The sequence below is a fragment of the Bradyrhizobium sp. Ce-3 genome (genome assembly GCF_022835695.1).
Taxonomy (GTDB): domain Bacteria; phylum Pseudomonadota; class Alphaproteobacteria; order Rhizobiales; family Xanthobacteraceae; genus Bradyrhizobium.
Genome location: NZ_BQUV01000007.1, coordinates 145,949 through 159,077, shown reverse-complemented (window position 1 = coordinate 159,077; position 13,129 = coordinate 145,949). Strand labels below are relative to the sequence as shown.

Sequence of the window (13,129 nt, the reverse complement as noted above, 5' to 3'; positions counted from 1 at the left end):
CGGCTAGCCTCCGCCCCCGCGCGCATCAAGCGCAAGGGGCGGAGCATCGATCATGATCAAGCGAGTTGCCGGCGTCGCCGTCGCGCTGCTGTTGTGGGCAGCGCCGGCATGCGCCCAGACCATCTATCCGATCGATCGCGCCGATATCCTCGTCGGCGCCAAATTCGACTTCAAGGTCGAGCTTTCAGGCGTGGTCGATCAGGCCAGGCTGAAGGTAACGCTGAACGGCGCCGATTATGCCGCGGTGTTCGGCCAATCCGGCGCCTTCACCGAACGCGAGGCCGGTCGGGACCAATCGTCTTTGTTGCTGTGCGACGTCTCCTTTGCAAAGCCAGGCGCAGTCATCGTCGAAGTCAGCGACGGCACGCAAAGCCGCACGGTGACCTGGAGCGTCTACGACACCGGGCCGCGCAAGGCGAAGAACGTGATCCTGTTCATCGGCGACGGCATGTCGCCGGCGCACCGCGTCGCCGCGCGCCTGCTGTCCAAGGGGATCGCGGAAGGCAAGAGCCGCGGCAAGCTCGCCATCGACGACATGCCGCAGATGGCGCTGGTCGCGACCGCGGGCTCGGATTCGATCATCACCGACTCGGCGAATGCCGCGAGCGCCTACGCCACCGGCCACAAGGCCGCGGTCAATGCGCTCGGCGTCTACGCCGATCGCACGCCCGATCCGCTCGACGATCCCAGGGTCGAGACCATCGCGAGCCTCGCCAAGCGCCGCGCCGGCCTTGCCGTCGGCATCGTCACCAACACCGAGGTCGAGGACGCGACACCCGCGGCGATGGTTGCGCATACCCGCCGCCGTGCTGCCTATGATGCGATCGTCGCGCAATATTTCGACGCCAGGCCCGACGTGCTGCTGGGCGGCGGCGCCGCGAACTTCCTGCCGCAGTCGGCCGCGGGCTCGAAACGCAAGGACGATGTCGATTATCTCGCGCGCTTCCGCGATGCCGGCTATCCGGTCGCGACCACAGCGGCCGAGTTGAACGCGCTGGCCGCGAAGCCGGAAACGCGGCAATTGCTCGGTCTGTTCGCCAACGGCAACATGGACGGCGCGCTCGACCGCAAATTCCTCAAGGGCGGCGGCGTCAAGAAATTCCCCGAGCAGCCCGATCTGACCGAGCAGGTCCAGGCCGCGCTCACCGTGCTGTCGAGGCACGAGGCCGGCTTCTTCCTGATGGTCGAGTCCGGCCTGATCGACAAATACGCCCATCTCCTCGACATGGAGCGCGCGGTCTACGACACCATCATGCTCGACAATGCGGTGCGGCTGACGAAGGACTGGGCGAAGGCGCGTGGTGACGACACGCTGATCCTGGTCGTGGCCGACCACAATCATCCGAACAGCCTGGTCGGCACCATCAATGACGACATGACTGCCGTGCCCAGCCTGCCGCTGCGCGAGCGGGTCGGCGTCTATGAGAAGGCCGGCTTTCCGAATTACCCGGCGCCCGATGCCGAAGGCTATCCGTCGCGCGTCGATGTCTCCAGGCGGCTTGCGATCTTCTCGGCCAGCCTGCCCGACCATTACGAGACGTTCCGCCCGAAGCTCGACGATCCGAACGAGCCGACCGTGAAGGGCGACCAGGGCGACACCTTCAAGGCCAACGACAAATACAAGGATGTTCCCGGCGTCGTGCTGCGCTTTGGCAATCTGCCGGCGATGATCGGCGCCAGCGTGCATTCCGGCGAGGATGTCATCCTCACCGCAACCGGGCCGGGCAGCGAGCGCGTCCACGGATCGATGGACAACACCGAGGTGTTTCGCGTGATGGTCGACGCGCTGGGGCTGGGTGCGGGCAAGTAACGCACCAAAACAAAAATGGCCGGGATCGCTCCCGGCCATTTCGTATCGCGATGTCGTGCCGGCTCAGCGCGGCGGCGCGGCGGAGGCGGTGCCGCCATTGAGCAGCGGGGTGATGCGGCGGACGGTGACGCGCCGGTTGATGCGGCTCGGTCCGTCGGTCTGCTCCTTCAGATACTGCGAACCGTAGCCCTGCGAGGTCAGGTTTTCCGCCGGCACGCCGAACTGCTGGGTCAGCAACTCGGCGGCGGATTGCGCACGGCGGTCCGACAGCGACAGATTGTCGGTGTCATTGCCGGTCGCATCGGTGTGGCCTTCGATCAGGAACACCTCGCGCGGGTTGCGCTGGATGGCCCGGTTGAGGCCGTCGGCGATCGCCTGCAGCTTCGCCGCCTGGTCGGGCGGAATCTGCCATGAGCCGGAGTCGAAGTTGATGCTGTTGACGTCGATCGACGGCATCAACATGCGCACGTTCGGACTGTAGCGGATTTCGTCGAGCGAATAGCGCCGCGCGATCCGGTCCACCGGCGGTGCCTCCATGGTCTGGTAGATCACGTCTGGCTCTGCACTGTCGGATTCGACGATGTAGCGATCATAGGGGATGCGGACCACCGGCGGCGGCAGGTCGACATAGAAACCGCCGACCGCGGCCGGATCACGATAGCTGTTGTCGATGATGACGAGCTCGCGGCCGCCCTGATCCCTGCGGATCCGGCGCAGCATCTGCCCGTCGGGACCGACCACGGTGATGATCTCGCTGCCGTCGGGACGAACCACGACGGTGCGGGTCTCGCCGCCGATCGTTTCGGTGCGGATGTCACGCGCGCCATAGCGGAAGCGATAGACGTCGTCGCCACGGACATAGGCCTGCCCGCCCGGGTCGCGGATGATGACGCGGTCCGGCTCGGTGTAGATGGTGCGGCCGCCTTCGACGACCTCCTGCCGCTGGCCGTGCAGGTCGGCGATGGTCCCGCCGATGATGGCGCCGGCCACCACGCCCGCACCGACCGCAGCGCCGATGGCGAGCGGCGTGATGTTGTCATGGCGCGGAGGCGGCGGCAGCGGCGCCGTGACCGTCGGCGCGGCCCGGAACGCGGACGAAACCGTCGGTGGAGCGTATTGCGCCTTGCCGGGCGGGGGCGTTGCGGCCGCCGAGCCCGGGACGACACCCGGCGCCGAGGGACCGGCCGGACGTGTCGCTGGTGCGCCCATCGCGGCGCCCTGTGCCGGCGAAACGCCGGGCGCAACGCCGGGGCGTGCCGGTTGACCCGGAGCCGGTGCCGCGCCGGGGGCGCCCATTGCCGCGCCCGGGGTCGGGGCCGCTCCGGGCGTGGTGGCTGGACGGCCCTGCTGACCCGGTGTCGGGGTTGCGGCTCCCGGCGTTGCCGGTGCGGCCGGCGTTGGCGTCGCGGCCGCCGGCGGCGTGCCAGGGCGTGCCGGGGCGGCACCCGGTGCGGTCGGGGCTGCGGCGCCCGGCGCGGGCGTCGTCGGCGTTGTCGCGGCGGGCGGGGTGCCCGGCGGCTGCTTGGCGCCGCCAGGACGTTCGCCGCGTTCGCCGCCCGGACGGTCGCCGGGCCGGCGTTCGGCCGGTGCCGTTGTCGGAGCTCCCGGAGTTGGCGTTGCAGCTCCCGGCGCTGCAGGTGCGGCGGGTGTTGGCGTTGCTGCTGCGGGCGGTGTGCCGGGGCGTGCGGCCGGAGCGGCGGCACCCGGCGCGGGCGTCGGCGGCGTGTGCGCGGGGCCTGCGCCGGGCGGCGGCGTGGCCGGACGTTGCGGTGCTGCCGCGGGAGGCGGTGGGGTCGGCGTCGGATGTGCGGGCGCAGCCGCCGGCGGCGGTGGCGTCGCAGGCTTGGCGGGTGCGGCAGCGGGCGGCTGTGCAGGTGCCGGCTTCGCGGCCGGCGGCTCGGGCCGTGCAGGTGCAGGCGGCGGGGTGGCCGGGCGCGCGGCCGGCGGTTCAGGCCGTGCGGGAGCCGCGGGCGGCGCCGGATGCGGCGCGGCGGCCGGTGGCGGCGTCGGTTTTGCGGGTGCGGCTGCCGGCGGTTCGGGCCGCGCGGGAGCCGGAGGCGGAGTCGGCTTCGCGGGTGCCGCGGCTGGCGGCGGTGCCGGATGCGGAGCGGCTGCCGGCGGCGGTGCTTGCGGATGCGGTGCGGCGGCGGGCGGAGCCGGATGCGCGGGAGCGCCTGGCGCGGGCCGCGGCTTCGGCTTTCCATCCGGTCCGGTTTCTTCCTTCTGCTGCGCCTGTGCGACGACCAGCGGCGAAGTTTGGGCGTGCGACGCTGAGGTGGCGAACTGCATCACCGTCAGCGCAGTCGTGGCAAGCAGCACGAGACGAAGCTTTGTCATGTCTTGAAGTCCCCGGCGGAAAGTCTGGGCAGGAAGGAAACGTGAGAGAACCGAACAATTCGGCAGGACGATGAACGGCCAGCCGTTAGGCCGGATTGTGGCGAGTGACGAATCATCGTCGAAGTTTATTTCGACATCATAACGGGTTGCGTGCGCGTTTGTTCACGACGCATTCAGAAGAAACGCTCAGACATATTGCAATCGGTCGCGGAACCCGTCGCGATGATGCCTCAATCGCCCGCAGGTCGATCTGTCGCAGGTGGCGGGCCGGATGGTCCGGGTGGCCCGCGCACCGGTGATTCGTCGGGTGTCTTGCCCGGCAGCTCGTCCGGTCGCGGCGGTTCGCCGGGTTCGCGCACCGGCGCCGGAACCTCCGGCTCCGGATTGCCGGGTGGAATTCCCGGCGGCGGTTCGCTCGGACTGCCCGGCGTCGCTGGCGGAATCTCGGGGGGCTCGATCGGCATTACATCGAGACCTTGCGGTCGATGCCGATCTCAGGTCGCGTCGCGCGCATAGACCGCTCCATCGCAGTTCGCTGCGATAACGGATCGCGCGCGGCGTCGTTCCTTGCAGCGTTTCAGTCCGGCGTATGGCAGACCGCCTCGATATTGTGGCCGTCGGGATCGAGCACGAACGCGCCGTAGTAGTTCGGGTGATAATGCGCGCGAATGCCGGGCGCACCGTTGTCGCGGCCGCCGGCTGCCATCGCGGCCTTGTAGAAGGCGTCGACGGTGGCGCGGTCCTTGGCGGTGACTGCGATATGCACCGGCTTGTTCATCGCGCCCTCGCCGCCGATCCAGAAATCCGGCTTGCCGTTGACGCCGAAGCCCGCCGCCGGCGCGTGCCCGGTAACTTCGGCAGGCACCTCCATGATCAGGCCGTAGCCGAGCGGCGCCAGCGCGGTCTGGTAGAACGCCTTCGCGCGTTCGTAGTCAGAGACCGAAAAGCCGATATGGTCGATCATCGCGCGCCTCCCTTGGTGTGATGCATCTGTATTCGCGTTTCGCTTCACCGCCCGCTGTAAAGAGGAAGGTAAAACGTAGCCCGGATGAAGCGAAGCGCAATCCGGGGCAGTGCTGGCCGCGGATGATTTGGTCCCGGATTTCGCTGCGCTTCATCCGGGCTACGGCTTGTCACTCCCGCACCAGCAGCGTGTTGCTTCGGGTCCGGCCCCGATCGGCGTAACCGCGCGTGTGCATGTCCGCAATGCAGTCGTCGGTCCATTCGTCCTTCGACAGGTGCTCGATCACGACTGCGCCGGGCCACAAGCGTTCTGGCGCGTCGCGGAAGAAGCCGGTGAGCACGCGGTCCTCGAATCCCTCGACGTCGATCTTCAGCGCATCGACCTTGGCTGCGCCGGCCTCCTCGAGAATGCGTTGCAGCCGCAGCGACGGCACCTTGTAGGCCTTGCCGGTGGGTGTGCCGGTGACGATGTGGCTGGCGCCGAGATTGTCGCCGTCGGTCTCGATCATCAGCTCGCCATCGGTGGGGCCAGCGGCAGCCGCGACCAGGCGCACCTGCGGATAGCCCGAGGCCTGCGTGTTGAACTTGAGCCGCGCATGCGTCACCGGATGCGGTTCGATCGCGATCACCTTGCCATCAGGTCCGACATCGCGCGCCAGCGCCAGCGCATAGGTGCCGACATTGGCGCCGAGATCGACGAAAGTGCCGCCTGCGCCGACATGCGCCCGCAGGAAGGCGAGCTCTTCGAGATTGTAATCGGGATTGAACAGCGCGCCGCGCTCGGTCGCGCTCGCCTGGTGATAGAAGCGGAACGAGGCGCCCTGATAGGTCACATCAAGCGGTCCCGAGCCGAACAGATTGACCAGCCGCGACAGCCAGGGCCGGAACGCGCCGCGCTTCAATCCTGTGCCATGCGCGAGCCGGATGATGGCGGCCTGCGCCGCATTGGGCGCGAAGGCGCCGAACGGCGCCGGCGAAATGTCGTTGCTTGGGATCACACTGGCCTCATCAAAAGCGCGGCATGCATAGCCGGTTTTGCCGGAAGCGCCAACGCCCGTTATGCCGCCTTGTCCGACGCTCGCCGCTGCCGCAGGAAGCGGCCGAGCAGCCGTCGCTTGCCCTTGCGCGGAATCAGGTCGACATCGCTGACCAGCCTGGCGCCGCCCTTGCGGCGCTCCAGCACGATCTTGCGGCTATGGAATGCCTCGAGCTCGACGCGATGGGCGACACTGACGATGGTCGCTTTTGGCAATTCCGTCGTCATCGTCTCCATCATCTTGTCCTGGCTCTTCTCGTCGAGCGCGGAGGTCGCCTCGTCGAGCACGACGATATCAGGGTTGTGCAGCAGCAGGCGCGCAAAGGCCAGCCGCTGCTTCTCGCCGCCGGACAGCGTCTGGTCCCACGGCGCCTCCTCCTCGATCTTGTCCTTGAGATGGTCGAGCCCGACCTTGTGCAGGGCCTCGCCGATCTCTTCGACACTCCAGTCCTCCGCCGCAGCGGGGTAGGCCACCGCACGCCGCAGCGTGCCCGTGGGCACGTAGGGCTTTTGCGGCAGCATGAACAGGCGGCGGTCGGCGTGCAGGCCGATGCTGCCGCCGCCCCACGGCCACAGCCCGGCAATGGCGCGGACCAGCGTGCTCTTGCCGGTGCCGGATTCGCCGGCGACCAACAGGCGTTCGCCCGGCTCGATGTCGACCTCGGTCTCGCCGACCACGGCGGTGCCGTCGTCGAGCGTGACGGAGAGGTCGTTGAGGCTCAGCATGGCCTCGCCCGTGGTCTCGCCGCGCTTGATGCGGCCGAAGCCGTCGCCGGTCTCGGCGCGTTCGAGCCCGTCGAGCGACATCATCAGCGATGCGATGCGGCGTGCGCATGCGTTCCAGTCGGCGAGCCGCGGATAATTGTCGACCAGCCAGCCGAACGCGGCCTGCACGATGGTGAAGGCGGAGGCTGCCTGCATCACCTGGCCGAGCGTCATGCTGCCGTCGAGGAATTTTGGCGCGCACAGCAGCAAGGGCACCACGGGCGCAATGAGATTCGATCCCTGCGACACCAGCGTCGTCCGCATGTGCTGTCCGGCGAGCCGCGCCCATTGCCGCAGCACGTTCGAGAACGTCCTGTCGATGCCGTCGCGCTCTTCGGCCTCGCCGCCGAGCAGCGCGATGCTTTCGCCGTTTTCGCGCACGCGCGTCAGCGTGTAGCGAAATTCGGCTTCCGCCTGGTTCTTGTCCTCGGAGATCTGCACGAAGCTGCGGCCGATCGCCATGATCGAGCCGGACGCGATCGCGGCATAGCCGATGGCGGCAATCACGAGGAAGCCCGGTATGGTGATGGACGAGCCGCCCAGCGTCACCGTCAGTGCGCCGCCGATGGTCCAGAGCACGACGATGAAGGTGACGGCGGACAGCAGAGCCGACGTCACGCCGGCGATGAAGTCGACCGGGGAGTCGGTTGCGATCCGCAGATCCTCCGCGATGCGGTATTCCGGATTCTTGTGGTCGCCCTCGACGAGGTTGAGCTGGTAGTAGCGCCCATTGGTCAGCCAGCGCGACACGACGGCGTTGGTCAGCCAGGCGCGCCAGCGCCGCTGAATACTCATGCGGCCGAACACCTGGGCGACGCCCAGCAGCACGCTGCCGATCGCGAGCGGGAAGAAGATGGCGGTGAGGTGAAAGACAGTGGCCGAGTCGCGCTTTTCGATCGCATCGAAGATCGCGCGGTTCCAGACATTGATGCCGTACTGCACGGCGACGTTGGCGACGATCAGCAGCAGCAGCCCGATCGTGAACGCCCACGCCAGCCGGTCGCCGCTCTGGCCCCAGTAGCCGCGCGCTGTGATCCAGAAGCGCGTCAGCAGATAGTCCTTGCGCGCCTGCTCGGCTTCTTCGGGCGATAGTTCGGGATCGGGCTCGAGAATTTCCGGCGGCGGCGGTTCGACATGGTCGCCGCTCTCGGCGACGACCTCGACGAATTCCGCTCTGTCGTCGGCTTCGTCCGGTGCGGTGTCGCCGCCGGCGCGTTTCGTGCTCGCTTGCCGAGCTGACGCGGCCTTGGCCGAAGATTGCCTGCGTGCAGGACTTGATTTTGACGCCGCTTTACCCATGTCACGACAACGCCAGGCAAATCAGGCGGTTCCACAACGGTTCCAGCAACTCGTCCCAGGCCCATTGCCAATTTCAGGGCGGAGCCGATCAAGCGGCATCCTCACGACAACCGTCGGCGCCCCCGCTCGCCGCCTCCGCGTGGTGTGGCAATTTGAATCGAGAGGCACCCCCATCGTCGTCCTGGCTTTCGCCAGGACGACGCGGAGAGGGTGTCGCGCGAAACCTTGTCGGTGTGCATGAGGCACGCCCGCGCCATCACCTCACGACGCCGGCGCCTGATCCCGCTTCAGCCGGCGCGAGCGCACCGCCTTGTGCAGCACGCGCGCGAGCTGCTCGGCCGAGTAGGGCTTCTGCAGCAGCTCGAAGCCGCCGCTGCCCTGCTGCGACAGCACCTGGCTGTAGCCGGAGGCGAGCACGATCGGCAGATCGAGGCCCTGGCGCCGAATCTCCTCCGCCAGCTCGATGCCGCTCATGCCGGGCATCACCACATCGGTGAACACCAGGTCGAACCTGTCGGGGGTGATGGCCAGCTCCTCCAGCGCATGGGTGGCGTTCTCGGCCAGCACGCAGGTGCAGCCGAGCTGGGTCAGCGTGTCGGCGGCGAACTTCCCGACCTCGGCATTGTCCTCGACGATCAGCACCGACGCGCTGGTCCGATCGGCCGGAGGCGCATCCTCGATGAGCCGCGATTGCGCGTTGTGTCCACCGACGACGCGCGGCAGATACAGCGTGAAGGTCGCACCCTGGCCGACCTCACTGGTGACGGTGACCTCGCCGCCGGACTGCTTGGCGAAGCCGAACACCTGCGACAGGCCGAGGCCGGTGCCGTGGCCGACCTCCTTGGTGGTGTAGAACGGCTCGAAGATGCGGCCGAACAGCTCCGGCGGGATGCCGACGCCGGTGTCGGTCACCGACACGGCGACATGGCCGTGCGGGCTCGGCGGCGCGCCGGTCGTGGACGGCAGCTTGTCCACGGTGCGGACCGCGATCGTGAGCCGCCCGACGCCGTCCATGGCGTCGCGCGCATTCACCGCCATGTTGATGATGGCGGTTTCGAACTGGCCGGCATCGGCGTTGACGAGACAGGTCTGGTCCGGCACCTGCGCGGTGATCTCGACCCGTGAGCCGATCAGGGTCGTGATCATCTCGCTCAGGGTGCGGACGTTCTGGCAGGCGTCGAACACTTCGGGCTTGAGGGTTTGCCGGCGTGCGAACGCGAGCAGCTGGTTGGTCAGCTTGGCGGCCCGGTTCACGGTATTGGAGATCGCATCGATGTAGCGCTGCCGCCGCGGCTCCGGCAGGTCCGTCCGCCGCAGCATGTCGACCGAGGCGCGGATCACGGTGAGCAGATTGTTGAAGTCGTGCGCGACGCCGCCGGTAAGCTGCCCGAGCGCCTCCAGCCGCTGGCCGTGCCGCAGCGCGTCCTCGGCTTCGATGCGCCTGTTGGCCTCCTCCTGCAGGCGCTGGGTGCGCCGGAAGGCGAGCGCGAGCAGGCCGAACAGCAGTGCGGTGGCCGGTACGCCGAAGATCAGGTGCTGGGCCATGGTCGAGATCCAGCGCGAGCGGATCGCCGAGGTTTCGAGGCCGGCGCTGACATAGATCGGGTATTCGGCCAGCCGCTGATAGCGCATCCGCCGTTCGATGCCGTCGGCGGGGGACTGGATCGTCATGGCGCCGCTAAGCGGATTGGCGACGATCTGGCGCCCGAGCGGCCCGCTCGGCTCGAACCTGGCCTCGTGGTCGATGACGGGGAAGTGCGCCAGCACCGCGCCATCGGCCCGGATCAGTGCCAGGAAGCTGCCGGGCTCGCGGCCGATCTTGCCGTAGAAATTCTCGAAATATTCCGGAAGCACGGAGGTCTGGATCACGCCGGCAAAGCCGCCGTCCTCCTTGTTGCGGCGCCGGCCGACGCTGAAGAACCGTGCGCCCAGATAAGGCCGCCGCGGCGTCAGCACCTCGCCGATATAGGTGCCGATGTCGCCCTCGGCGTGGATGCGGAAGTATTCCCGATCCGAGAAATCGACGTCGGGGGCCGGCTCCACCAGGCTGTTGACCAGGGCGCGGCCGCTGGCATCGAACACCCAGACCGATTTCACCTGCGGCAGCGCCACCGCGACCTGGCGCAGCCGCTGGTGCAGGTCCGTTTCGCGCGCGACGATCTCGGCGTCGCTCATGCCGCGGACCACCTCGGTGACCTCGGCGAGGCTGCGGTCGATGGTCTCGAACACCTTGAGCGCGTGCTCATGGGCGACGTCGAGCGTGCGCTGGATCTCCTGGTCGGCGGCGTCGCTGGTCGAGATCCAGGACATTGCGGAGGCGAACGCGAACAGCGCCAGCGGAAGGGCCAGCGAGGCGGCCATCATCCATTGCAGCAGTCTCAGCGAATTGCGGTGTGCGGCGGTCTGCACGGGCGCTCCGGCTCCGTCGCGACCTTAACGCAAACCGCTCGGCCGGAGGAAGCGAAACCCAGCTTTGGCGTGCGGCACAGCCGCTGCTTCGATCTTCCGCGGCCGGTCAAGGTTACCGAAGGCCGACCCGGATCGATCAATTGGGAGCCGGCGCTGGTCCGGAGCCGCGCGGGGCGGATGCTGCCCGGCATCATCACGACCCCGTTAGCACCTCGCCGGCAGTCAAGCGGAAAATCGGCCCGGATGACGCACCCGGACGCTGTTTTTAGGAGTTCTAAAACCTCTCACGGGCAAATGCTTGACCCTGTGACTAGCTGCTGAAAGACAGGCCGCATGACAGGCGATCCAAACCCCATTCAGGACAATCCAAGGGATATCCGGCTCGGGCATGCGGATCGCGGTTTTGTCGGCAAGATCATCAGGCTCGATGCGCTTGTGACGGGCTCATCGCTGTCTCCGCAGGAGCTGGAGCAGCGCCTGGTCGAGATGGGATTTGTGGAAGGCGCGCGCGTGGAAATCCTGCATGAAGGCACGATCCGGCGGGACCCGATCGCGGTGCGCGTCGACAACATCACGATCGCGCTGCGCCGGAGCGAAGCCATGGCTGTAATCGTAGAAATGGCTGTGATCGTCGAATGACCGCTGCATCTCTGCGCCTGGCGCTGGTCGGTGCCCCGAACACCGGCAAGACGTCGCTGTTCAACAGCCTGACCGGCAGCCGCCAGAAGGTCGCCAATTATCCGGGCGTCACCGTCGAGCGCAAATCCGGCGGCTTCGTCACGCCGGAGGGCCGTAGCGTGACCGTGCTCGACCTGCCGGGCACCTATTCGCTGCGCGGCCGCAGCCCGGACGAGGAGATCACCCGCGACATCGTGCTCGGCCGCTTCGACGGCGAAGCGGTGCCTGATCTCGTGCTCTGCGTCGCCGACGCCACCAATCTGCGGCTGACCTTGCGGCTGGTGCTCGAGCTGAAGCGGGTCGGCCGGCCGATGATGCTGGTGCTCAACATGATCGACATCGCGCGGCGCCGCGGCGTCACGATCGATCTCGAGCGCATGTCGCAGGAACTGGGGCTGCCGATCGTGACCTCGGTCGCGGTCCGCAAGGGCGGCGTCGACGAGCTCCTGAAGCGGACCGACGAATTCCTGGCGAGGTCGCACGAGGCTTCAGCCAGCGAGTGGACCACGCCGACGATCGCCGATCTCAAGGCGGCGCAGCGCGAGGCCGACCGCATCATCGCCACGGCGGTGACGCTGCCGACCAAGCCCGACACGCTGACCACCCGGATCGATTCGGTCGTGCTGCATCCGGTCTGGGGTCTCGTGATCCTGGCCGTGATCCTGTTCGTGATGTTCCAGGCGGTGTTCACCTGGGCGCAGCCGGCAATGGAATTGCTGTCGGACGGCTTCTCCGCGCTCGGGCAACTGATTCACGATATTCTGCCGGAAAGCTGGAGCCTGGTGCAGAGCTTCCTGCAGAACGGCCTGATCTCCGGCGTCGGCAGCGTCATCGTGTTCCTGCCGCAGATCATCATCATCTTCCTGTTCATCCTGCTCCTAGAAGATTTCGGCTACATGGCGCGCGCCGCTTTCCTGATGGACCGCATCATGGGCGGCGCCGGGCTGCATGGCCGTGCCTTCATTCCGCTGCTGTCGAGCTTCGCCTGCGCGATTCCCGGCATCATGGCGACGCGGGTGATCGACAACAAGCGTGACCGCCTGACCACGATCCTGATCGCGCCGCTGATGACCTGCTCGGCGCGGATTCCGGTCTACACGCTGATCATCTCGGCGTTCGTTCCGGCGACGACGGTGTGGGGCTTCGTCAATCTGCAGGGGCTCGTGATGTTCGGCCTGTATGCGGCGGGAATCACCAGCGCGCTGACGGTCTCGGCAATCGCCAAATTCTTCCTGTGGCGCGATCATGCGCCGGCGCCGTTCATGCTGGAATTGCCCGACTACAAGATCCCGCGGCTGAACAGCATCGCGATCGGCGTGTTCACCCGCGCCAAGATGTTCCTGTATCGCGCCGGCACCACGATCCTCTCGATGATGGTGCTGATCTGGTTCCTGGCCTCGTTCCCGCAGGCGCCGGCCGGCGCCGAGGGGCCGGCGATCAATTACAGCTTCGCGGCGATGATCGGCCATGCGCTGGAGCCGCTGCTGCGGCCGATCGGCTTCAACTGGCAGATCGCGGTGGCGCTGATCCCGGGCATGGCGGCGCGCGAGGTCGCGGTCGCGGCACTCGGCACCGTCTATTCGATCGAGGGCGGCAAGGAGGCGGCGGACCAGATCGGCCAGGTGCTGGCGCAGAAATGGACGCTGGCGACCGCACTGTCACTTCTGGTCTGGTACATCTTCGCTCCGCAATGTGCCTCGACGCTCGCGGTGATCCGCCGCGAGACCGGCGGCGCGAAGTGGATGGTGGTGACGTTCATCTACATGCTCGTGCTGGCCTATGCTGCGAGCTTCCTGACCTTCAATCTGGCGCAGGCGTTAGGTCTGCATTGA

At 67.5% G+C, this 13,129-nt stretch carries 9 protein-coding genes; 3 read left to right on the top strand and 6 right to left on the bottom strand.

Annotated features, from left to right (window positions below; genetic code table 11):
* The first annotated feature begins 52 nt into the window (after window positions 1–52).
* Window positions 53–1,810 (top strand): alkaline phosphatase, encoded by a 1,758-nt coding sequence (locus BRSPCE3_RS24175; protein WP_244068789.1) that lies wholly within the window; start codon window positions 53–55, stop codon window positions 1,808–1,810.
* A 63-nt stretch (window positions 1,811–1,873) separates the two neighbouring features.
* Here the strand turns inward: BRSPCE3_RS24175 and BRSPCE3_RS24170 are convergent, their stop codons facing one another.
* The 6 genes from BRSPCE3_RS24170 to BRSPCE3_RS24145 all read right to left on the bottom strand — a co-directional run bounded on the left by BRSPCE3_RS24170 (window position 1,874) and on the right by BRSPCE3_RS24145 (window position 10,574).
* Window positions 1,874–4,147, bottom strand: a complete 2,274-nt coding sequence (locus BRSPCE3_RS24170; RefSeq protein ID WP_244068788.1) for an OmpA family protein — start codon at window positions 4,145–4,147, stop codon at window positions 1,874–1,876.
* A 230-nt stretch (window positions 4,148–4,377) separates the two neighbouring features.
* Complete coding sequence (locus tag BRSPCE3_RS24165) at window positions 4,378–4,611, bottom strand: hypothetical protein (RefSeq protein ID WP_244068787.1); 234 nt, start codon at window positions 4,609–4,611, stop codon at window positions 4,378–4,380.
* A gap of 113 nt (window positions 4,612–4,724) precedes the next feature.
* Window positions 4,725–5,111: a VOC family protein gene (locus tag BRSPCE3_RS24160; protein ID WP_244068786.1), complete on the bottom strand. Its 387-nt coding sequence runs from the start codon at window positions 5,109–5,111 to the stop codon at window positions 4,725–4,727.
* Between the two features lie 169 nt (window positions 5,112–5,280).
* On the bottom strand, window positions 5,281–6,108 hold the full coding sequence (locus tag BRSPCE3_RS24155) for an FkbM family methyltransferase (RefSeq protein ID WP_244068785.1): 828 nt from the start codon (window positions 6,106–6,108) through the stop codon (window positions 5,281–5,283).
* Window positions 6,109–6,167: 59 nt separating this feature from the next.
* The gene (locus BRSPCE3_RS24150; protein ID WP_244068784.1) at window positions 6,168–8,210 is read right to left on the bottom strand and encodes an ABC transporter ATP-binding protein/permease; all 2,043 of its coding nucleotides are present in this window, start codon (window positions 8,208–8,210) and stop codon (window positions 6,168–6,170) included.
* A gap of 261 nt (window positions 8,211–8,471) precedes the next feature.
* Complete coding sequence (locus BRSPCE3_RS24145) at window positions 8,472–10,574, bottom strand: ATP-binding protein (protein WP_375709960.1); 2,103 nt, start codon at window positions 10,572–10,574, stop codon at window positions 8,472–8,474.
* A gap of 378 nt (window positions 10,575–10,952) precedes the next feature.
* On the opposite strand from BRSPCE3_RS24145, the gene BRSPCE3_RS24140 reads away from it, so the two are divergent.
* Both BRSPCE3_RS24140 and BRSPCE3_RS24135 read left to right on the top strand, forming a co-directional pair.
* Window positions 10,953–11,258: a FeoA family protein gene (locus BRSPCE3_RS24140; RefSeq protein WP_244068782.1), complete on the top strand. Its 306-nt coding sequence runs from the start codon at window positions 10,953–10,955 to the stop codon at window positions 11,256–11,258.
* Entirely contained in the window at window positions 11,255–13,129 is a 1,875-nt protein-coding gene (locus BRSPCE3_RS24135) for a ferrous iron transporter B (protein WP_244068781.1), read from the top strand. The genes BRSPCE3_RS24140 and BRSPCE3_RS24135 overlap by 4 nt, the downstream gene beginning before the upstream one ends.